Source organism: Streptomyces xiaopingdaonensis, assembly GCF_000262345.1.
Lineage (GTDB): Bacteria > Actinomycetota > Actinomycetes > Streptomycetales > Streptomycetaceae > Streptomyces > Streptomyces xiaopingdaonensis.
The window spans coordinates 1-24,225 of the sequence record NZ_AJTQ01000302.1; the positions used below are offsets into that span (position 1 = coordinate 1).

General features: G+C 74.3%; 4 protein-coding genes (1 of these 4 only partly in view). All 4 read left to right on the forward strand.

Features of this window, described 5'->3' with window-relative positions; all coding sequences use genetic code 11:
* Window positions 1-1,521: beta-ketoacyl synthase N-terminal-like domain-containing protein (locus UWG_RS30860; RefSeq protein WP_033196331.1), on the forward strand; the 1,521-nt coding region annotated here is incomplete at its 5' end.
* Entirely contained in the window at window positions 1,518-15,359 is a 13,842-nt protein-coding gene (locus UWG_RS0123565; RefSeq protein WP_016909660.1) for an SDR family NAD(P)-dependent oxidoreductase, read from the forward strand. The genes UWG_RS30860 and UWG_RS0123565, both read left to right, overlap by 4 nt.
* Window positions 15,349-20,163, forward strand: coding sequence for a non-ribosomal peptide synthetase (locus UWG_RS0123570; RefSeq protein WP_016909661.1), 4,815 nt, complete (start codon window positions 15,349-15,351; stop codon window positions 20,161-20,163). The genes UWG_RS0123565 and UWG_RS0123570 overlap by 11 nt, the downstream gene beginning before the upstream one ends.
* Window positions 20,164-24,225: part of an SDR family NAD(P)-dependent oxidoreductase coding region (locus tag UWG_RS0123575; RefSeq protein ID WP_016909662.1), annotated on the forward strand (this coding region is incomplete at its 3' end). Its footprint extends 6,469 nt past the window's final position; the window shows 4,062 of its 10,531 annotated nt.

Consider the following 24,225-nt stretch of genomic DNA (forward strand, 5'->3'; position numbering starts at 1 on the left):
CCGGGACCGCGCGACGCGGCGTCGCCGGGCGCCTCGACGGAGGGCTCCGTCCCCGAGTCCCTTACCGCGGGCGCCACTTCCGCGGCGGCGCCGACCGGGCCCGTGCCGGTCGCCGTGATCGGTATGGCGTGCCGGTTCCCCGGCGCCGGGGGAACGGACGCCTACTGGCGGAACCTCGTCGAGGGACGCAGCCACATCGCCGAAGTCCCGCCGGACCGCTGGGACGTGGGCACGTTCTACTCCTCCGACGGCGGCCCCGGCACGAGCGTCAGCAAGTGGGGCGGGTTCATCGACGACGCCGCGCTCTTCGACCCCGGGTACTTCGGCTTCGACGAGCGGACCGCCCGCCACCTCGACCCGCTGGCCCGCAAGGCGCTCGAGGTCGGCGCCGAGTGCCTGCGCGATGCGGGGTACCGCGAGGACGGACTCAAGGGGCGCGGCGTCGGCGTCTACCTGGGCACGCGTGCGGCCAACTACCGCGAGCACCTTCGGCCGTTGCCCAGGGAGGCGATCGTCGGACTCGGGCAGAACTTCATCGCGGCGCACCTCTCGCACTTCTTCGACCTGTCGGGGCCGAACCTCGTGGTGGACAGCGCCTGTTCCTCCTCGCTGGTCACGGTCCACCTCGCCTGCCAGAGCCTCGCCGCGGGGGAGAGCGAGCTGGCGCTCGCGGGCGGCGTCGACCTGCTCCTGGACGAGGACCCCTACCTGCTGCTGAGCGAGGGGAAGGCGCTCTCCCCCACGGGAAGGTGCCACACCTTCGACGAGGCGGCCGACGGGTTCGTGCCGGGCGAGGGCGCGGGGATGCTGCTCCTGAAGCGCCTGGACGAGGCCGAGCGGGACGGCGACCGGGTGCTCGCCGTCATCGAGGCGGGCGCGGTCAACAACGACGGGCACACCATGGGCTACACCACGCCCAGCGCACGTGCCCAGACGGAGCTGATCCACGCCGCCCTGGAGCGCGGCGGCATCGATCCGCGCACCATCGGCCACGTCGAGGCGCACGGCACCGGCACCATGGTCGGCGACCCGATCGAACTCCAGGCGCTCACCACCGCCTTCCGGCGCCGCACCGCCGACACGGAGTTCTGCGGGGTCGGGAGCGTGAAGACGAACATCGGCCATCTGCTGAGCGCCGCCGGCGTGGCCGGAGTGATCAAGACCGTGCTCGCGCTGCGGCACCAGCAGCTCCCGCCCACGCTCAACTGCGCCACGCCGAACCCGAGGTTCGCCTTCTCCGAGTCGCCCTTCTACCCGGTCACCGAGCGCCGGGACGCGGCGCTGGAGCGGGCGGCGGTCAGCTCGTTCGGATTCGGAGGCACCAACGCGCACCTGATCCTGCGCCGCGCCCCGGACACGGCCCCCGTGGCCGGACGCCGGCAGCCGTTGCCGCCTCCCGACTACCGACGGCAGCCGTTCTGGCCGCAGCGGAAGGCCCGGCCGGACCCCGCCCGCCGGGGAGCGGCACGCGGCCGACACCGGTCGGCCCGCCTCGAATTGACCTTCCCGCCTACCGGTTGACCGTGGACGACCAGGAAGAGAACGCCGTGGAAGCGCACCGAGTCCTCCGCTGCCGAGCGACCCTCACCAGCGACAACCCCCTCGTGGACGACCACCGCGTGCACGGCGTCCGCACGCTGCCCGGAGTCACGTTCCTGGACTTCGTCTACCGGCTGCTCGACGAGCGGGGTTTCGCGCTGGACCGCGTCGGCCTGCGCGACGTCCTCTTCGTCGAACCCGTGGTCACCGACGCGGAGTTCGACCGCGAGATCGAGGTGGAGGTGGAGCCGGGGCGCGCCTGGCGCCGGGTGCGGGCCCGCAGCAGGAAGCTGCCGCACGGGCGGCCGCCGGAGGAGGAGTGGACGTCGCACATGGAGGCCGAACTCCATGTGGACCTGCCGGCCCCGCAGCCGGCCGCCGAGCCCGTCGGAACGGGGCAGCCCACCGACGTGGAGCGCGTGTACGAGCTGGGAGCCGCGGCGGACATCAGGCACCGCTCCTTCATGACCTGCGCGGGCACCTTCCGGCGTGCGGCGGACGGGATGTCCGCCGAGATCGCGCTCGGCGAGGAGGCGGCGGAGAGCGGCGACGACTTCCTGCTCCACCCGGCGCTGCTCGACGCCGCGACGATGCAGACGTACGCGCTCGCGTACTCCGGCGAGGAGGAGGACCCCCGGCCGCTGATCCCCTTCCACATCGGCGCGTTCCGGGCCACGGGTCCCCTCGGCGCCGCCTGCGGGGTGCGGCTCGGACTGCGGGAGCCGGCGGGGGAGGGGAACGACGTCCTCCAGGCCGACATCGACCTCGTCGACGCGGAGGGCCTCCTGCTGGCCAGGTTCGAGAAGCTCGTCCTGAAGCGGATCAGGTCACGCGAACTGATCACCCGGCTCACCGTGGGCGGGACGCCGGAGCACGCCGAAGCGTCCCCGGCCGACGGGCGACCGGCGCCCACGCCGGAGCGCCCCGGTGACGGGCACGCCCTCAGACGAGGGGTGCTCGACGCCGTAGGGGCGCTCCTCGGGCAGGACGCCGAGACCATCGAAACCGACCGCGGCTTCTACGAGTTGGGTCTGGACTCCGCGCAACTGCTCAGCCTCGTCAGGGCGTTGGAACAGCGCTGGTCGATCGACCTCTACCCGACGCTGCTCTTCGAGCACACCACGGTGGAGAGCGTCGCCGCCTACCTCGCCGACCTGGTGCCCCCGGAGGCGGCACGCCCGGCGGACGTGCCCGCACCGGCCGAAGAGCCCCGACCGGCCGCCGCCGAGACACTCTGCCTCACCGGGACGTGGAGCCCGGAGCCCGAGCCGGAGGCGGCCCCGGAACGGCCGGTCCGCCGACTCCTGCTCGTCGGCGAACCCTCCGGATCGACGGCGCAGTTGGAGGAGGCGGCACGCCGGCTCCCGCATCGTCCGGAGACGGTGGTGGCACGCCCCGGCTCGCTGGAGGAGTACCGGCTGCTCCTGGATGACCTGGCGCGCAACGGTCGGCTCCCCGACGCCGTGGTCCACTCGGGTCGCGAGCCGGGTACGGGGCTGCCGGAGGCCGTCGAGTCCGACGCCGTCTCGCTGCTGGCGCTCGCCCGTGCGCTGCTCGAACTCCCGGCGCGGGTCGAGCTTCCGCTGCTCCATCTCGCCTCGCCCGGGGACGAGTCGGCGGCGACGGTGCCCGCCGCGCTCACCGGTGCGGCACGGACGATCCGTATCGAGCAGCCGGGGCTGAGCTGCGCCGTCGTCGAGATGTTCGGGAGGTCGCCGCTCGGCGCCGGGGCTCTTTCGGCGCTGCTGCGACGGGAGTTGACGCCGGGAGCGCCGGCGTGGGTGCGCTACCGGGACGGCCGGCGGTACGTACGCCGCTACCGGGAGGTGCCGTTCACCGACTCGCCCGCGCCCTCGCTGCGGGACCGCGGGGTGTACCTGATCAGCGGTGGGAACGGCGTGCTCGGCCGGTTCTTCGCCGCGCTGCTCGCCCGGGAGGCCCGGGCCCGGCTCGTCCTCTTCGGCCGCTCCGAACTCGACGAGGAGGTCCGCGCCGAGCTGCGCGCGCTCGAAGCGCGGTACGGCGCCGAGGTCGGCTACCTGAGGGCGGACGCGGCGGACGCGGCGGACATGGCCCGGGTGGTGCGCGAGGCCCGTGCGCGGTACGGGGAGGTCAACGGCGTCCTCCACGCGGCGGGCACGCTGCGGGACGGGCTCGTGCGCCACAAGGAGGCGTCGCAGGTGCGCGAGGTGCTGGCGCCCAAGGTGCGCGGCGCCTGCCACCTCGACGAGGCCACAAGGGGCGAACCGCTCGACTTCTTCGCGCTGTTCTCCTCCGTCACCGGAACCGTGGGCAACGCGGGGCAGTCCGACTACGCGGTCGCCAACGCCTTCGTGAACGCGTACGCGCGTGCACGCGACGCCGCCGGACGCCCGGGCAGCAGCCTCGCGTTCGGATGGCCGCTCTGGGACGGCGGCGGTATGCGGACGGACGCGTCGACCGACGCCTACTTCGGCAGGCACGGCCAGTCGCCGCTCACCGCCGAGCCGGGAGCCGAAGCGTTCCGTGCCGGACTCGGCCGCGGGGAGGCCGAGTTGGTCCTCTTCCACGGGGAACGCCGGCGCATCCTGCGCTCCTTGGACGCGAAGGTCCCGGGGGCGCCCTTCGACCTGCCGCTCGCCGCGGCCGACGAGCCCCCGTCCCGACCGGCTCCGCACCCGAACGTGTCGGCTGCGCCCCGACCTGCCGACGAACCGCGGCACACGAGCCGCGACATCGCCGTCATCGGCCTCGCGGGACGCTATCCGGGCGCGCGCGACGTCGACGAGCTGTGGCGGAACCTCGCGGCCGGCCGCGACTGCGTCGGCGAGGTCCCGCAGGAGCGCTGGCCGCAGCGGGACTTCTACGACCCGGAGCGGAACACCCCGGGGCGCTCGGTCAGCAAGTGGGGCGGCTTCCTCGACGACGCCGACCACTTCGACCCGCACTTCTTCCAGATCACACCGCGCGAGGCCGAGGGGATGGACCCGCAGGAGCGGCTCTTCCTGGAGACGGTCTGGCACACCATGGAGGACGCGGGGTGCACCCGCGAGGGCTTGGCCGACTCGCGGGTCGGCGTCTTCGCGGGCGTGATGTTCAACCAGTACCAGATGCTGGGCCTGGAGGCGCCGGAGCGGTTGCCCGTGCTGCCGGGCTCCTTCTCCTCGTCCGTGGCGAACCGGGTCTCCTACTTCTTCGACTTCACGGGGCCCAGCCTCGCCGTCGACACGATGTGCTCCTCTTCGCTCGTGGCGCTCCACCTCGCCTGCCAGAGCCTGCTCGCGGGGGAGTGCGAGCTCGCCTTCGCCGGCGGCGTCAACGTCGCGGCGCACCCGTACAAGTACCTCTACCTCAGCCAGGCGGGCTTCCTCTCCAGCGACGGGCGCTGCCGCAGCTTCGGCTCGGGAGGGGACGGCTACGTGCCGGGCGAGGGCGTGGGCGCCGTGCTGCTCAAGCCCCTCGAACGGGCGCTCGCCGACGGCGATCCGGTGCACGGCGTCGTCAAGGGAAGCGCCGTCAACCACGGCGGGAGGTCGGGCGGTTTCTTCGTGCCGCGCCCCGACGCGCAGACCGGCCTCCTCCGGTCCGCGCTGGAGCGCTCCGGCGTCGACCCGGCCACGATCGGCTACCTGGAGGCCCACGGGACAGGGACAGCGCTCGGCGATCCGATCGAGATGGCCGCGCTCGAACGAGTCTTCGGAGCGAGGGGAGCCGGCCGGGAGCCGGTGCCGATCGGCTCGGTGAAGTCGAACCTGGGCCACCTCGAACCGGCCGCCGGGATCGCCGGCCTGACCAAGGTGCTGTTGCAGATGCGGCACCGGACCCTGGCGCCCTCCCTCCACGCGGAGGAGGTCAACCCGGCCGTCGACTGGGACGCGGCGCCTTTCCGGGTGCAGCGGACCACGGCGCCCTGGGCGCGGAGCGTCGCGCGGGAGGGGCGGCCGATCCCCAGGCGTTCGGGGGTGAGCGCCTTCGGGGCGGGCGGGGCCAACGGGCACGTGGTCCTGGAGGAGGCACCCGAGACGCCGGCGTACGAGGAAGCGGGGGCTCCGCAACTCGTCGTGCTGTCGGCGAAGAAGGAGGAGAACCTGCGGCAGCTCGCCGAGCGCTACGTGGAGTTCCTCGACGCGCGGCGCTCTCCGGTCCCGCGGGACGCCGGGGGTCCGGACGACGCCGAACTGCTCCGGATCGCAACCGAGTTGTCCGGACTGACGGGAGAGACGCCGGGCGCCGAGGCCGCGCTCGACGAGTGGGGGCTGGACACGGCCGACCTGCGCCGCTTCGAGCAGCAGCTCGCCGAGCGGTTCTCCGACTCCGGCCCCGCGCCCCGCCTCGCCCTCGACTCCACCCTGGCGCAGATCGCCGAGCACCTCTCCGGGACGGCTCGGCCGGACGGCGCGGACGCGGAGGCCGGACCTTCCCTCGCCGAGCTCGCCCACACGGCGCAGACGGGGCGGGAGGCCATGGCGGAACGCCTGGCCGTGGTCGTCTCCGACATGGGCGAACTGCGGGAGGCGCTGCGGGACTTCGCGGCCCACGGCGCCGACGGGCGCGTGCACCGCGGCTCGGTGTCCACCGGCGCGAAGGCGGGGAGCGCCGACGAGGGCGCCGTACGGGAGGCCCTGGCCGGCCGCGACCTCGCCGCGCTCGCCCGGCTCTGGGTGACCGGCGTACCGGTGGAGTGGCGGGAGTTGTGGCGCGGGAGCGCGCCGAGGAGGGTCGCACTGCCCTTGTACCCCTTCACCAGGCGCCGTTGCTGGGTCGGGAGCGAGAGCCCTGAGCCGTCCCGGGCCGAGCCCGAGGCTCCCTCGGGCTCCGAGTTCACCTACGTGCCCGTCTGGGAACCGGCTGCGGCTCCCGCCGCACCGGGCGGCTCCACCGGTTCTGTGCTCATCGTCCACGCGGCAGCCGCCCGTGGCCTCGCCGAGGCGCTCGCCCAGCGCCACCCGCACCAGCGGGTGGTGCGCGCCGAACTGGCCGGCCGCACCGAGCGGCTCGGGGAGGGCCACTGGCTGATCGACGCGGCCGACCCGCAGGGACCTGCCGTGTTGCGCGAGGAGTTGGCCGAGCTGGGCACCGTCCACTTCCTCGGCGGTCTCCACGACGGCACGGCGACGGAAGCGCTGCCTGCGCTGGAGCGCGCCGAGGAGGCGGGCGTGCGGGCGCTCTTCCGTACCGCCGCCCGGCTGGCCGTCCCGCTCGCCGGCGCGGGACCGCTCCGCTGGACGATCGTCACCAACGACGTATGGCCGGTGGCCGGTTCGCCGGTCACCAACCCGGGCGCCGGGGGTCTCGCCGGCATGGCGCGGGTGTTGGAGAGCGAGCACCCGCAGTGGTCGTGCCCCGTCGTCGACCTCGGTGGCAGCGGCGGCGCGTCCTGGGGAGAGGTGGCCGACCGCCTCCTCGCCGAACCGCCGGCCCGCGGCGTGCGGGTGGCGTACCGCGGGGGTGTGAGGTACGAGCAGGCGCTGCGCGCCACCACCCTCCCCGCGCCCGCGGGTGGCGGGATACGCACCGGCGGCACCTACGTGATCATCGGTGGCGCCGGCGGTATCGGTGCGCGGATCGCCGGGTTCCTCGCCGGCGAGCATGCCGCGCGGGTCGCGCTCGTCGGGCGGAGCCCGCTCGACGAAGAGCGCGAGCGGCGGATCGCCGCGGCCGATCCGGACGGTTCGCATCTCGCCTACTTCCAGGCGGACGCCGCGCGGGAGGCGGAGCTCCGCGACGTCCTCGCCCGGGTGCGCGAGCGGTTCGGAGCGGTGCACGGCGTGATCCAGGCGGCTCTGGTGAACACCAGCGGCCTCGTCCGCAACCTGGCGGATGCCGACATGCTGGCGGGGCTGGCCGCCAAGTCCCGGGCGACGGTCGCCCTCGCCGAAGTCTTCCGGGACGAACCCCTCGACTTCCTGGCGCTGTTCTCCTCCGCGCAGGCCTTCCTCGGTGATCCCGGACTCGCCCACTACGCCGCCGGGTCGACGTTCCAGGACTCCTACGCCCACGCCCTGGACGCGCGCACGCCCTTCCCCGTCCGCGCCGTCGACTGGGGCTACTGGGGAACGGTCGGCGCGGTATCGGGCGAGGCCGAGGGGAGGCGGCTCCTCGACGCCGGGTTCCGCTCGATCGCTCCGCGCGAGGGGTGGCGGACCCTGCTGCGCGCCCTCGCCGGCGAGCAGCCGCAGGTGCTGGCGCTCCCGGCGGAGGAACGGCTGCTGCGGCGGCTGAACTTGGCGTCCGCGTCCCCGTCCCCGTCCCCGTCCGCGGCCCGGGAGGCGGCGGCCGACCCGGACGGCATGGCGGAGAGCTTCGTACTGGACGAGGCGGGCGCGGCGTCCATCGCCGCATTCCACGCGCTCGACGCCCGGATGACCGAGGCCGCCGTCGGCTGGCTGCTGCGGCTCCTCGACGGGATGGGCGCCTGGCACGGACCGGAGGACGCGGCGGACCCGGCGACGATCGCCGGCCGGATCGGCGTCGTGCCCCGCTACGAGCGGCTGTTGGCGAAGGTGCTCGACATCCTCGAAGAGGCCGGACTGCTCCGTGCCGCGGCCGGACGCTACGGCCCCGCGCCCGGGGCGCTCGCCCGCTGCCGCGAAGAGGACCACGCGGCGCGGCTGGACGCGCTCGCCGACGAACGGGCCGACCTCGCCGTCTTCGTACGGCTGCTCTCGATGTGCCTGCGCCGCTACCCCGAACTGCTGCGCGGCGAGGTACTCGCCACCGACCTGCTCTTCCCCGGCTCGGGCACCTCCCTCATGGAGGGCCTCTACAAGGGCAATCCGATCAGCGACGTCTACAACGGCGCGTTGGAGCGCTGCCTGCTCTCCGCCGTGCGGGAGCGGCTCTCCACGCTGGAGGGCGAGGAGCGGGTCAGGATACTGGAGATCGGCTCCGGGACCGGCGGCACCACGGCCGGCCTGCTGCGGCAACTGGCCCCGTACGGCGAGCGGTTGGAGTACACGTACACCGACCTGTCGGCGGCGTTCCTCGAACACGGCAGGCGCGAATACGGTTCCGCCTATCCCTTCCTGCGGTTCAAGCGGCTCGACATCGACCGGGAGCCCGAGGCGCAGGGCTTCGAGCCCGGCTCCTACGACCTGGTGGTCGCGGCGAACGTGCTGCACGCGACCCGCGACGTCCACCGCACCCTCGTCCACACCAGGACGGCGCTGCGCCCGGGCGGCATGCTCTTCCTCAACGAACTCACCTCCGTGACCGTGCAGTCCACCGTCGTCTACGGGCTGCTCGACGGCTGGTGGCAGCACGACGACCCGGCACGCCGGCTGCCCGGCTCCCCGCTGCTCGACGCGGCAGGCTGGCGGGAAGCGGCCGCCCGGTGCGGCTTCGAGGGCTTCGCCGCGCTGCCGGACGCCCGCCGGACGTCGGAGAACTTCCAGCACGTGCTCGTCGCCCAGCGCGGCGCCTCGGCCGAGGCGCCTCCGGCGGCTCCCCCGATCGAGCCCGTACGGGCGGCGGCCGCGGAGGTGCCCGACGACGGGTCGCTGCGCGCCGACGTCCAGGGCGACCTGCTCAGGCTCACCTCCGACGCGTCCGGGATCGCCGTCGAGGACCTCGACACCGAGCAGGACCTCGGCGCCTTCGGCTTCGACTCGGTGAGTTACAGCCTGCTGGCCCGGCGGCTCAACGAGGAGTTCGGGTTCGACCTCAGCCCGACCGTCTTCTACGAGACGCCGAGCTTGCGCGCGCTCGTCGACAAGCTCGTGGCGGACCACCCGGTCCTGCTGCGCGAAAGGTACGGCGGTACCGGTCCCGCGGCCTCCGGCGGGGAGTCGGAAGCAACCGGGAAGTCGGACGGGCCGAACGGCGGGCTCCCGCACACGCCGCCGGAACCCGCGTTTGCCGTGCCCGCGGCGGCTTCCGGTGCGGACGAGCCCGTCGCCGTCGTGGGCATGGCCGGGCGGCTGCCGGGCGGCGCCGATCTGGAGGCGTTCTGGCGGCGTCTGGAGGCCGGCGACGATCTCGTCACGGAGGTCCCCGCGGACCGGGAAGCGCTGCGAGCGCCCGGCAGGAGGGGCGCGTTCGTCGAGGACGTCGACCTGTTCGATCCGCTCTTCTTCGGGATCTCGCCGCGCGAGGCCGAGGGGATGGACCCGCAGCAGCGGCTCTTCCTCCAGGCGGTCTGGACGGGCCTGGAGGACGCCGGCATCGCCCCTGGCACGCTCGCCGGCTCGGACACCGCGCTCTTCGTCGGTGCGGGCTCCCACGACTACGAGGAGTTGCAGACGGCGGCCGGCGTGCCGGCCGACGCCTACGCGGCGACGGCCAACACCCACTCGATCCTCGCCAACCGCATCTCGTACTGCCTCGACCTGCGCGGCCCCAGCGAGCCGGTGAACACCGGGTGCTCCAGCTCCTTGGTGGCCCTGCACCGGGCTGCCGAGGCGATACGCAGCGGCAGCAGCTCCGTCGCCGTCGCGGGCGGCGTCAACCTGCTCCTCTCTCCGCGGAACTACGAACTCCTGGAGCGCACCGGGATGTTGAGCCCGCGGGGGCGCTGCCGGACCTTCGACAGCGGGGCCGACGGGTTCGTACGCGGCGAGGGCGTGGGGCTCGTCGTCCTGATGAGCCGGAGCCGGGCGGAGGCGGGCGGCCACCGGGTCCGCGGCTGGTTGCGCGGCGGCGCCGTGAGCCACGGAGGCCGGGCGCGGTCGCTGACGGCGCCCAACCCCGTGGGCCAGGCCGAGATGCTCGTGCAGGCGTATCGCCGCGCCGGTGTCGACCCGGCCTCCGTCGGCTGCGTGGAGACGCACGGCACGGGGACGCAACTCGGCGACCCCGTCGAGATCGACGCGTTGAAGAGCGCGTTCGCGCGGCTCTTCGCCGACCGGGGCGAGGCCGCGCCCGAGGACGGGCGTATCGCGCTGGGCGCGGTGAAGACCAACATCGGCCACCTGGAGTCGGCCGCGGGCATCGCCGGCGTCCTCAAGATGCTGCTGGCGATGGAACACGGCGTGCTGCCGCCCTCTCTCCACCTGCGGCAGGCCAACCCGTATCTGCGGTTGGAGGGCAGCCCGTTCCGACTCGTCACCGGCGCGACCCCCTGGCAGCGCCGGCGCGACGAACGGGGGCGGGAGCTTCCGCTGCGGGCCGGGGTCAGCTCCTTCGGCTACGGCGGGGTCAACGCGCACGTGGTGCTGGAGGAGGCCGTTCAGCCGGCAGCCGGAGGGGAGCGTCAACCCGCCCCGAACGAGCAGGTGTTCGTCCTCTCCGCGCGGACTCCGAGCGCTCTGCGTGCCTACGCCGCCGCGTTGGAGACGAAGGTGAAGGGCTGGTCGGCCGCCGCGCTCCGGGAGAGGTGGGCCGATCTTGCGTACACCCTCCGAGTGGGCAGGGACGCCATGGAGTGCCGGCTGGCCGTGGTGACCTCGGACCCCGCCGAACTCATCGCCGCGCTCGCGGCGCACGCCCGCGGCGCGGACGCCCCCGGGCTGGTCACCGGCCCTCCCGGGAACGGGGGCGCCGCGCGGCAGGCGCGCGGCAGCCGGGCGGCTGCCGAACGCTGGGTCGGCGGCGGCGCGGTGGACTTCGCGGAGCTGCGCGACGGCTCGCGGCCCCGGCTGCTCTCCTTGCCGACCTACCCCTTCGAGGAGGTGCGCTGCTGGTTCGAGGCACCGGCTCCGGAGAGGGAGGCGGCGGACACCGAGCGGAGCGCGGAGCCGGCCGGCGGCCTGCTCCACGTGCCGGGTTGGGAAGAGGCTCCGCTGCCCGACGGCCCGCGGGACGCGGCGGGCCCGGTGTGGCTCGTCCATACCGAGGACGGGGCCGCGCTCGCCGACGCGCTCGCCGAGCGGCTCTCCGACCGCACCGTCGTCCGCATCAGGCCCGACCGCCCGCACGATCTCGACGCCGCGGCGCAGGTCGCGCCGGCCGCCGTCCACTTCCTCGCCGGGGTCGGACGGCCCGACGCCGAACACCTCGGCTCGCTGGACGCGCAGGAGGAGACCGGGGTCCTCGCCCTGTTCGGGTTGGTCCGCGGGCTCCTGGCGCGGCCGGCGTCGGCCGGTACCGACGTGACCGTGGTGACCACCGACGCCTGCGCGGTCGACGGCAGCCCCGTCCGGACGCCGGGTGCCGCCGGGTTGTGGGGCTTCGCCAGGTCGCTGGGGCGCGAGTGCCCGTCCTGGCGCATCGCCCTCCTCGACCTCGCCTTCGAGGAGGTCGCCCGCGACCCGGCGACCGCCGCCGACCTGGTGCTCGGCGCGACCGGGCTGCCGGACACCCGCCTCGCCGTACGCCGAGGCCGGTGCTACCGCCCCGTGTTGCGTCCCGCGCCCGAACTGCCCGCCGGCCGGCGCGAGGAGAGGCTGCGTCCCGGTGGCGTCTACCTGATCCTCGGCGGCGCCGGCGACATCGGTTCGGACCTCGCGGCGCATCTCGTCGCGGAGTACGGGGCGCGGGTCGGCCTCCTCGGCAGGTCGCCCCTGGACGAGGGGCTCGAGGAGCGCCTCGCGGAGGTCGACCCGGACGGGACCCACGCCGTCTACGTGCGTGCCGACGCGGGCGATCCCGCGCAACTGAGGCGGGCCGCGGAGACCGTGGCCGAGCGGTTCGGGCCGGTCAACGGCGTGGTGCACGCGGCCAACGTGCTGCGGGACGGCGCGCTCCACTCCGTGAGCGAGGACCGCTTCCGCGCGGGTCTGCGGTCCAAGACGGCGACCACGGCCGCCGTCGCCGAGGTCTTCGGTGCGGAGCCGCTGGACTTCCTGCTGCTCTTCTCCTCGGTGCAGTCCTTCCTCGGCAACCCGGGGCAGAGCGGGTACGCGGCCGGCTGCGCGTTCCAGGACGCCTGCGCGCACGCCCTCGACGCCCGACTCCCCTACCCCGTACGCGTCGTGGACTGGGGCGCATGGGAGACGTCCCGCCTCGCCGAGTCCCACGGCGAGCGGCTGCGGGAAGCAGGGGTGGCGCCGATCCCGCCCGGGGCGGGTCTGCGCGCTCTGACCGAAGTGCTCGGCAGCGAAGAGGTGCAGGTGGCTGTGGTCGGCGGAACTGAGCGGTTTCTCGCGGAGATCGGCGTGCGGAGGGAAACGGCGGCGCAGCGACCGGGGCCGCCTGCCGAAACGGACCGCGACCGCAGCGAAGAGGCGGACCTGCGCGCCGCTCTCCGCGCGGACGTGCACCAGTTGGTCTGCGAGGCGGCGAAGGTGTCCAGGGAGGCGCTCTCGCCCGGCGCCGAACTGGTGCGCTTCGGCTTCGACTCGATCGCCTACACGCGACTGAGCCAGGCCTTCAACGAGTTCTTCGGCCTGGAGGTGACGCCCGCCTTCTTCTTCGGCGTCTCCACCACCCTCGACCTCGTCGAGAAGACGGCCCGCAGCCACCCGGAGCGTCTGCGGGCCCACTACGCACGCCAGGCACCCCCGGCCGAGCCCGCACCGCGCGAGCCCGCACCGCGCCCGGCGCAGGTGCCGTCGGCGGCGCCACCGCCCGCCGTTCCCCTCGACGACGAGGAGGACGCGGTCGCCGTGGTCGGCATGGCGGGGAAACTGCCGGGCTCGGACGACTTGGCGGAGTTCTGGGCGCACCTGGCGGACGGCGACGACCTCGTCACCGAGGTGCCGGGCGACCGCTGGGACTGGCGGGGCCTCTACGGCGACCCGGAGCCGGGCGAGTTCCGGACCCTCGTCAAGTGGGGCGGATTCATGCGCCGCGTCGACGAGTTCGACCCGCTCTTCTTCGGGATATCCCCGACCGAGGCCGAGGCGATGGACCCGCAGCACCGGTTGGTGCTGGAAGCGGTGTGGGGATGCATCGAGGACGCCGGCATCGCGCCGAGCGCCCTCGCCAGGACCGCGACGGGGGTCTTCGTGGGAGCCAGCTCCTACGACTACTTCGAGCTCCAGCACGCGCTCGGCACACCGCTCGACGGCTACAACTCGGTCGGCCGCTCGCACGCGATCATGGCCAACCGGGTGTCCTACCTCCTCGACCTGCACGGGCCGAGCGAGGCCGTCGACACCGCCTGCTCCTCCTCGCTCGTCGCGGTGGACCGCGCCGTCGGGATGATCAGGCGGGGCGAGTGCGTCGCGGCGCTCGCGGGCGGGGTCAACGTCGTCGCCTCGCCCACGCTGCACGTGGACACCGGGCACGCGGGGATGCTCAGCACGGGGGACGGCCGGTGCAAGACCTTCGACGCTCGCGCCGACGGCTACGTGCGGTCCGAGGGCGTGGGCATGGTGCTGCTCAAGCGGCTCTCGGCTGCGGTGGCCGACGGGGACGCCATCCACGGCGTCATCCGCGGGAGCGCCGTCAACCACGGCGGGCGCGGCAACTCGCTCACCGCGCCCAGCCCGCAGGCCCAGGCCGCCGCGGTGCTCAAGGCGTACCGGCAGGCCGGAGTGGACCCGCGCACGGTCAGCTACGTCGAGACGCACGGCACCGGCACCTCGCTCGGCGACCCCGTGGAGATCGACGGCCTCAGGGCGGCGTTCGAGGAGCTGTACCGCGAGTGGGGCGTGAGCGAACCGCCCGAGGCCCACTGCGCGTTGGGCGCGGTCAAGAGCAACGTCGGCCACCTGGAGGCCGGCGCGGGGCTCGCCGGGCTGCTGAAGACGCTGCTGGCGATGGAGCACGGCGTGCTGCCGAAGAACCTCCACCTCGAGGAGGTCAACCCGCACCTCAGGCTCGCCGGCAGCCCCTTCCACCTCCTCCGCGAGCGGCAGGAGTGGCACAGGCCGCCGGACCCCGCGGGGAGCGAGGCTCCACGGCGCGGAGGCGTCAGTTCCTTCGGCCTCGGCGGCGTCAACGCACACGTGCTCGTCGAGGAGTTCAGGGACGCCCGCGAGCGGCAGCCGGACGCGCGTGCCCACGTCTTCGTCCTCTCGGCGGCGAACGAGGAGCGGCTGCGCGCCTACGCCACCCGGCTCGCGGAGTGGCTCGACGGGCCGCCGGCACGGGCGACCCCGGCCGCCGTGGCACGCACCCTGCAAGCCGGCAGGGACCCGATGGACGTGCGGCTGGCGGTCGTTGCCGAGGGGCTGGACGAGCTGCGGGACAAGCTCCTCGCCTGGACGGGCGGCGAGAGCGCCGTGCCGGGGCTCGTCAGCGGCGACGTCCGCCATTCCGGCGCGGATTCCGCGCTGCTGCTGGAGGGCGAGGAGGGCCGCGCGTACCTGCGGCTCGTCGTCGAGGGCGGCAAGTGGGAGAAACTCGCCCGCCTTTGGGCCGCCGGCGCCCCGGTCGACTGGGACCTGCTGTGGCCCGACGGTGCACCGCGGCGCCTTTCGCTCCCCACCTATCCCTTCGCCAGGGAGCGGTACTGGCTCAGGCCGGGCGAGCAGTTCGAGGAGTACGGGGAGGACGGGGCGCAGGGGGAGTACGCTCCCGGAGCGGTCAGCCCGGCGGGCGCGGAGACGGCCGGCGCGGTGCCGGCCGAGCCGGCCGCGCCGGAACCGGCCCCCGCCGCTCCGTCGCCCGAACCCGCGGCCGTCGCGCGGAACGGGGCAACCCCCGACGCGCCGTTGGAACAGGTCATCGCCGAACTGCTCGGCAGGCACCTGGGTATCGACGCCGCCGCGCTCGACGTCGCTCGGGACCTCGCGGACTACGGCGTCGACTCCCTCGGACTGCGTCGACTCTCCAGGGCGCTCGGCGCCCGGTACGGCATCAGCGTCCCCGCGAGGTTCTTCTCCCCCGACGGGAGCATCGCCGAGTTCTCCCGCAGCCTGCGGGAGAAGTTCCCCGACCGGCTCGACCGTCCCGCGGAAGCGGCCGAGGAGCGGGAGGGCGGTATCGGCTCGGTCCTCCACCTGCTCTCGTCCGGGCAGTTGGGAGTCGAGGACGCGGTCACGCGGCTGGGAAGGAGCGGCCCCGATGGGCGATGAGTTGAGGGACCTCCTCCAGGCGGTCGCGACGGGCGCGCTCGCGGAGGACCGCGCCCTGCCGCTGCTGCGCGGGCTGCTGGAGCCCGGAATCCCCGCACCAACCGGAACGCCGGAGGCGCCGGCACCGGAGCCTTCCGCGCGGAACGGAGCCGAACCGCGCCCGTTCGACGAGCCGGCCGAGTCGCGGTACCCGCTCAGCCGGGGTCAGGCAGCACTGTGGGCGATCCAGCAGGACGACCCCGCCTCGACCGCGTACAACCTCCCGCTGGCCCTGCGGATGCGGCCGGACGCCGACCCGGTCGTCCTGCGGCGCGCGCTCGCCGCGGTGGTACGGCGGCACCCCGCCCTGCGGATCAAGGTCGCCGCGGGGGAGGGAGGACCGGAGCAGGTCGTCACCGACCGCCCGTGCACACTCGCCGAGTCGGACTTCGCCCATCTCACCGAGGGAGAGGCGCGGGAGCGGGTGCGGCGGCTCATCCACACGCCGTTCGACGTGGAGCACGACCCGCTCCACCGCGCCTACTTCGTCCGCGGACCGTGGTCGGGGCCGGTGCTGCTGCTCGTCTTCCACCACCTCGTCACCGACGGCGTCTCCAGCCACCTGCTGCTGCGCGAGCTCGTCGCCGAGTACGAGAGCCGCGCGACGGGCGGCGACCCGGTGCGGCCCGAACCGTCCGTCCCCTACAGCGTGTTCGTGCGGCGGCAGCGGGAGCTGCTCGCCGGACCCGAGGCGGCGGAGGACAAGGCGTACTGGACGGGCAGGCTGCGGGGCGCGTCGAGCGGAGCCGTCCTCGACCGGCTCGCCGACCGCCACCGGACGCAGCCGTCGCGGCCGCCGGGCGCGAGCGTGCAGTTGGGGCTCGCCCGCGCCGAGTGGGAGGCGGTCCGCGAGGCGGCGAGGCGACTGCGGCTGACGCCGTTCACGGTGGCCCACGCCGCTTTCGTCTGGCTGCTCCACCGCTACAGCGGCGCGGACGACATCTGCGTGACGGTCCCCACCGACGGCCGCCACGAGCAGCGGTTCGACCGCACCGTCGGGTACCTGATCAACCCCGTGGTGCTCCGCACCGCCTGCACGCCGGAGATGACGGTCCGCGAACTGTGCACCGCGGTGCACGAGGAGCTGCTCGACGCCGAGGACCACAGCCGGTACCCGTTCGCCGAGGTCGTCGGCGACCTGCGGCGGGAGGGCGGCGGCCCGGCCGAGTTCGACATCGGCTTTTATCTGCAACAGGGCGTCGGCAGGGACCTGGACATGGCGGCGGGCCAGACGCTTATCGAGGACGCCCTGGACTTCACGCAGGAAGGAGAGTCGGACCTCGTCCTGGAGGTCGTGGTGCGCGACGGCGGCGGGGCGCTGGTGTACGCCAAGTACGACCCCGCCCGCTTCGAGCGGTCCACCGTCGAGCGCTTCGCCGAGCACTACCGCGTACTCCTCGCGCGGATGGCCGAGGACACCGAGGGCGTACTCGGCGCCGTCGAACTCGCCGACCCGCGCGAGCGGCAGCTCCTGCGCGAGGTGAACTCCACCGAGGCCGACGACCCCTGCCATCCGACGGCCGCCGAACTCGTCCTCGCCCAGGCCGAACTCACGCCCGAGTCCACGGCGCTGGTGGATGCGGAGCAGAGCCTGAGCTACCGCCGACTCGCCGACCGGGTCCGCCTCCTCGCCGCCGTGCTGCGCGAGCGCGGGGTGCGGGAGGGGGCGCTCGTCGGTGTGTTGGCCGACCGCCGGGCCGAACTGGTCGTCACCCTGCTGGCGGTGGGCTGCGCCGGCGGTGCCTACGTGCCCCTCGACGCGCAGTTTCCCGCGGAACGCCTGGAGTTCATCGCCTCGGACGCCGGGCTCACCGTCCTCGTCGCCGACACGGCGTCCGCTTCCGCGCTCCCCTCGGCCCCCGTCGAGGTGCTCCTCCTCGACGAGGTCGACTGGAACGACTCGGCGGCGCCCCGCCTCGACCCGGTGGACCCCGTACCCGGCGGCTTCAACGACCGCACGGCTTACGTGCTCTACACCTCGGGCTCCACCGGCGTCCCGAAGGGGGTGCGGATCAGCCACGGCAACCTCGCCAACTTCCTCGCCTCGATGCGGGAGCGGCCGGGCTGCGCCGCGGGGGACCGGCTGCTCGCCGTCACCACCGTCGGCTTCGACATCGCCGGGCTCGAACTGCTGCTCCCGCTCACCTGCGGAGCCACCGTCGAGATCGCCCCGAGCGAGGTCGTCCAGGACGGGTTCGCGCTCCGCGAGCGGCTGGAGAGCTCCGCGCCGACGCTGGTGCAGGCGACCCCCGCGACGTGGCAGATGCTGCTCGCGGCCGGCTGGACGGGGCGGCTTCCGGGGAAGATCCTCTGCGGTGGCGAGGCACTGCCGCCCGCGCTCGCCGAGAAGTTGCTCAACCGGGCCGACGAGGTCTGGAACATGTACGGACCGACCGAGACGACGATCTGGTCGTCCGTCGCCCGCGTGCTGCCGCACCGCTCCACCGGCGTCGGCACCCCCGTCGCCAACACCCGCATCCACGTTCTCGACGAAGAGCGGAGGCCGGTCCCCTTCGGCGTCACCGGCGAGGTCCACATCGCCGGACACGGGGTCGCCCTCGGCTACCACGGCAGGCCCGAGCTGACGGCGGAGAAGTTCCCCGACGGCGCCTTCCTCGGCGAACCCGGGCGACTCTTCAGGACCGGGGACGCGGGGCGCCACCTGCCCGACGGCAGCCTCGAAATCCTCGGCCGCCTCGACCGGCAGGTCAAACTCCGCGGCTACCGCATCGAACCCGGCGAGATCGAGGCCGCGTTGAGCCGCAGCGACCTCGTGGAGGAAGCGCGGGTGCTGCTGCGCGAGGACACGCCGGGCCACTCGGCGCTCGTCGGCTTCGTGCGCGTACCGGCGACGGCGGACCCGGCGGCCGCCGCCCGCATCCTGGACGACTCGGCGGCGTGGCTGCCCGGCTACATGGTCCCCGCCCGCCTGGTCTTCCTCAGAGCCTTCCCGCAGACGCCGAACGCGAAGATCGACACCGGGCCGCTGGAGCGCCTCGGGCTCGACGAGATCGTGCGCACGTACGGGCATCCCGCCGGCGCCGAGCGCCCCGCCGCGGACGACACGGCCCAACCGCCCGCGCAACCGCCCTCGTCGGGCCCGCTCGCCGAGGAACTCCTCGGCTGGGTCGCCGAGTTGGCGCAGCTCCCCGCCGACGAGGTCTCCCCGCGGCGCCCACTGGGCGACTTCGGCTTCGACTCGATCCGCTTCACCCGGCTCAGCGCCGTACTCCGCGACCGGCTGGACCTGGCGGTGGCGCCGACGGTCTTCTACGGGCACCCCACCGTCGAGGCGCTCGCCGAGCACCTCCTCGACCGGTTCCCCGAGCAACTCGCCGCCCGCTACGGCGCGTCGGCGGAGCCCGGGGCGCCCGCGGCCGCCGGAAGGGCCACGGTCCGGGAGAGCGTCGCGCCCGTCCGCCCGGCCGAGGTCGGGGCCGCCAACGGCTACCCGCCGGTGGCGATCACGGGTATCGGCGCGCGGTTGCCGCGCTCCGAGACGCTGGAGGAGTTCTGGGCGCACCTCGCCGCGAAGCACGACCTCGTGACGCCCTACCCGCAGGAGCGCGGTTTCGCGCGCGCACTCTTCGACCGGCACGGCGGCGACGATCCCCGGGCGTTCCAGGGCGCGTTCGTACCGGACGTGGCCGGGTTCGAGGCCCCGCTCTTCCGCGTCTCCCCGCGGGAGGCCGCCCAGATGGACCCGCAGCAGCGGTTGCTGCTGCATGCCGCACACGAGGCGATGCAGGACACCGGCCTCGCGCCGGAGGAGTTCTCCGGCACCGCGACCGGCGTCTTCGTCGGCCTCACGGGCGCCGACTACTTCAGCCTGCTCGGGCACGAGGCCGCGTCGGACGACCACTTCCTGCTCGGCAACGTCGCCTCCGTCGCCGCCAACCGGATCTCCCACCTCTTCAACCTCACCGGGCAGAGCGCCATCTACGACACCGCCTGCTCCAGCTCGCTCGTCGCACTCCACCGCGCCGCCCGCGCCCTCCAACTCGGCGAGTGCGACACGGCACTCGCCGGCGGCGCCAACCTGCTGCTTGCGCCGTACGGCTTCCTCGGCCTGCGCCGCGCGGGGATGCTCAGCCCCGACGGCAGATGCAAGACCTTCGACGCGCGCGCCGACGGCTACGGGCGGGGCGAAGGCGTCGTGCTGCTCATGCTGAAGCTGCTCGACCGGGCGCGGGCCGACGGTGACCCGGTGCACGGCGTCCTCATCGGCTCGGCGGAGAACCACGGCGGCCGCACCCACTCGCTGACCGTCCCCAACCCCCGCGCACAGAGCGACGTGCTGGTGAGCGCCCACGAGGCGGCGGCGGTCTCCCCGGCCTCCGTCGGCTACATCGAGGCGCACGGAACGGGCACGGAACTCGGGGACCCCATCGAGGTCGAGGGGCTGAAGGACGGCTTCGCGCGACTGGCGGACCGCTGGGGCCGGGCGCCCGAACCCGCGGGCGTCGCGCTCGGCTCCGTGAAGACCAACATCGGGCACCTGGAGGCGAGCGCGGGGGTGGCCGGCGTGGTGAAGGTGCTGCTGGCGATGCGGCACCGCACCCTCCCGGGGCTCGTCCACCTCGACGACCCCAACCCCATGCTCGAACTCGACGGCAGCCCCTTCCGCCTCCAGCGGGAGACCGCGACCTGGAAGCCCGCACGCGGAGCGGACGGCGAGCCCCAGCCGAGGCGGGCGGGTGTCAGCTCGTTCGGCATGGGCGGCAGCAACGTGCACGTAGTCCTCGAAGAGGCAGAGGAACGGTAGATGGCTGACAGGCAGAACGTCTCTTCGCAGCGGTACCTGGTGGTGCTGTCCACTTCGGGGAGCGAGCAGCTCACGCGGTACGCGGACCGTCTGGCCCGGTGGGCCGCGCGCCGCGCCGACGAGGAGCGCGGCACCGGGACCGACACCCTGGCGCGCTGTGCATACACCCTGTGGGCGGGCCGGCAGGAACTCGGCGAGCGGCTCGCGCTCGTCGTCTCCTCGCTCGACGAACTCGCCGAGCGGCTGGGCGCGTTCGCGGCCGACCCGGAGGGCGCGCACGGACTGGCGCGCGGCAGCGCGGCACCCGGCGGCTCCGCGGCGAGCGGCGGCCCCGAGGAGCTGGCGCGGCTCTGGGTGGCCGGTGCCACCGTGGACTGGCGCCGTCTGCACCCCCGGCCGCGGCCCGCCCGGCTCTCCTTGCCGGTGCCGCCCGCCGCCACCCGGGAGTACTGGGTGGCCGAGCCGAAACCGCGTCCGGCCGTCGGTCCGGCCGCGCACCCGCTGCTCGCCGAGGCCGTGGACGCCGAAGGGCAGGAGTTCGCCGTCACGCTGACGGGCGACGAGTTCTTCCTGCGGGACCATGCGATCGGCGAGGTCCGCCTGCTGCCCGCGGTCGCAGCCCTGGAGCTGGCGGCGGCGACCGCGGCGCGCACCGGGCGCGGCCGGGTACGGACCCTCACCGACGTGCTGTGGGCGCGGCCCATCACCGTCACCGACGAGCCCGTGCGCGTCCGGTTGCGCCTCAACCCCTCGCCCGACGGGGTCTCCTACGAGGTGGACCGCGGTGACGAGGGCGCGGTCTGCTCCCTCGGCCGGATCGGCTTCGACGAGGGCGAACCCGCCGGCGAGGAGCTGCTCGACCTCGCCGAGGTCCGCGCCCGCTGCTCGCGCACGGTCACGGGCGAGGAGTGCTACGCGCTCTTCGATCGGCTCGGCGGGGGGTACGGGCCGAGCTTCCGCCCGTTGCACTCCGTGGTGTGCGGCGAGAACGAGGCGCTGGCGAGGCTCGAGGTGCCGGAGGCCGTCGCCCTTCCCCACGAGCAGTTCACGCTGCACCCCTCGCTCCTCGACGGCATGCTCCAGGCCGCCCTGTGGTCCGCGCCCGCGCCCGAGGCCACCACCGAGCGCCAACTGCCCTTCTCACTGGCTTCGTTGGAGCTCGTACGCCCGCTGCCGGCACGCGGCTACGTCCACGCCGTACGCGCGGCCGGCTCCCCGGCAACGGCAGGGCACGACCTCACCCTCACCGACGACGCCGGCCGGGTCGCACTGCGCCTGCGTGGCCTGGTCACCCGCAAGGTCGGCGGCGTCCACGAACTGCGCCCCGCCGAGCGGGAAGCGGCGAGCGGCACGTTCGCCTTCGAGGAGGTGTGGCAGCCCTCGCCGCCGGGCGAGGCGCGGCAGGCGGACGGTGCCGTGCTCGTCGTCGGCGCCGACTCCGGTCTGGGCGCGCGGCTGGCGCCCGGAACCGTCGAGGCCGTACGGCCCGGCAGCGGGCTGACGGCGGAGCGGGACGGCGGCTGGCGCCTGCGGTGGGACGAGGAGGAGGACTGGGCCGCACTCTTCGGCAGGCTGAAGGAGGAAGGACGCGCGCCGACGACGATCGTCTGGGACGCCGCCGCCTTCGAGGAAGAGGGACCGCTCGACCGGCCGCTGCTGACCCTCGCCGGAGTCTTCCGCGCCTGGTCGCGCGCGAGGTTCGAGGAGCCGGTGCGGCTGCTCTACGTGTACGAGGCGGCCGGCGGCCTCGACGCGGTGCGGAGCGCCGCGCTCGACGGCCTGGCGAGGACGATCGCCAACGAGCAGCCGGGTTTTCTGATGTCCACGGTCGCGGTGCCGCCCGCCCCCGCCGAGGAGTCGGCCCGCCTGGTCGCCGCCGAGGTCGCGGCGGCGGACCACGCTTTCGCCGTCGCCCACCGCGACGGCGAGCGCCGCACCGCGCGCTGGCGGCGGCTCGACGGCTTCCCACCCGAGGGAGCGGGTCCGGTGCTGCGCGAGGGCGGCACCTATCTCGTCACGGGCGGGCTCGGTGGGCTCGGGCGCATACTCGTGCGGCATCTGGCGGCCCGGCGCCGCGTGCGCTTCGTGCTCACCGGCCGCTCGCCGCTCGACGGCCATGCGGCGCAGCACCTCGCCCGACTGCGCGAGGAGGGCGTCGATGCCGTCTACCGCCGGGCCGACCTGGGCGAGCCCGGTGCGGCCGAGGCGCTCGCCGAGTGGATCGGCGCGGAGTTCGGGGCGCTGCACGGGGTGCTGCACCTCGCCGGCGTGGTCCGGGACGGCTATCTGGTGCGCAAGAGCGCGGCGGAGATGGCCGAGGTGGTGGCGGCGAAGGTGTCGGGGACCGTCGCGCTGGACCGAGCCACCGCCGAACTTCCCCTCGACTTCTTCGTCGTGTTCTCCTCCGTCTCCGGTGCGGCCGGCTCCCCCGGCCAGGCCGACTACGCCTACGCCAACCGCTTCCTCGACTTCTTCGCCGACCGGCGCGAGGAGTTGCGCCGTGCCGGCCGGCGCTCCGGGCGGTCGCTCTCCCTGCTGTGGTCGCTGTGGGAGGAGGGCGGGATGAGCATGGGCGTGGACCGCTCCACGCAGGACCGCATGACGGCGGAGAAGGGTCTGCGGCCGATCGCCACGGCAGAGGGGCTCGCCGCCTTCGACGCCGCCTTCGACCACCCGCCCGCCGACGGCAGCCGCGTGCTCATCGCCGCGGGCCACGGCGAACGCATCGGCGAACTCCTCGAAGCGGCGTCCCACCGCCGGCTCGAGCGGAAGACAGCTCAACGGGGAACGGGAGGAGGCGACGAGGGGCGGACGCCGGGGGAGTTGGCCGAAAGCCACTTGAGCCGGGTCCTCGCCGACGTCTTCGAGATGCCGGCCGACGAGATCGAGCCGGAGACCGCTTTCGAGGCGTACGGCATCGACTCGATCCTGATCATGGACCTCAACAGCAAGCTGGAGGAGGACTTCGGGCCCCTGCCGAAGACGCTCTTCTTCGAGTACCAGGATCTGCGCGCGCTCGCCGGGTACTTCGCCCAGCGGCACGGCGCGCGCCTGGCGGCGCTGGCCTCCGACGGACCGGCCGACGCCCACCGTCCCGAGCTGCCGGAGGCCGAACCCGTCCCCGCCCCCGCGCCCGTCCCGGAGGAGCCCCGCGGGCGCTCGACGGGCGCGGCGGAGCCGATCGCGATCGTCGGCGTCAGCGCCCGTTTCGCCGGATCCGACGACCTGGCGGGCTTCTGGAGGAACCTCAGCGCCGGACGCAACCTCATCACCGAAATCCCCCCGGAGCGCTGGGACTGGCGGGAGTACGAGAACGCAACCGAGGCCGACCGGGCCGCCCGGCAGAGCCGATGGGGAAGCTTCCTCGACGGCATCGACCGCTTCGACCCGCTGTTCTTCGGCATCTCCCCGCGCGAGGCCGAGATCATCGACCCGCAGGAGCGGCTCTTCCTCCAGACGGCCTGGCACACCCTCGAAGACGCCGGCTACGCGAGGTCCGCCCTGCGCTCCGCGCGCGTCGGGGTCTACGTCGGCGCGATGTACGGCCTGTACCAGCTCTACGAGGGCGACGACGGGCGCATCGCCGCCTCGTCCTACGCGTCCATCGCCAACCGCGTCTCCTACACGATGGGCTTCGGCGGACCGAGCCTCACCCTCGACTCGATGTGCTCCTCGGCGCTGAGCGCCATCCACCTCGCCGTCCGCGACCTGCGGTCGGGAGACGCGGAGGTCGCCCTCGCCGGCGGCGTCAACCTGCATGTGCACCCCTACAAGTACCGCTTCCTCGGGCAGGGCCGGTTCACGTCGAGCGACGGCCTGTGCCGGAGCTTCGGCGACGGGGGAGACGGCTACGTACCGGGCGAGGGCGTCGGTGCCGTCCTCCTCAAGCCGCTGAGCAGCGCGCTGCGCGACGGCGACCACGTCTACGCCACCCTGCTCGGCAGCGCCCTCAACCACGGCGGCCGCACCAACGGCTTCACCGTCCCCAACCCGGTGGCCCAGGGCGAACTCATCGGCCGCGCGGTCGAGGACGCCGGCGTCGACCCGTCCTCCCTCTCCTAC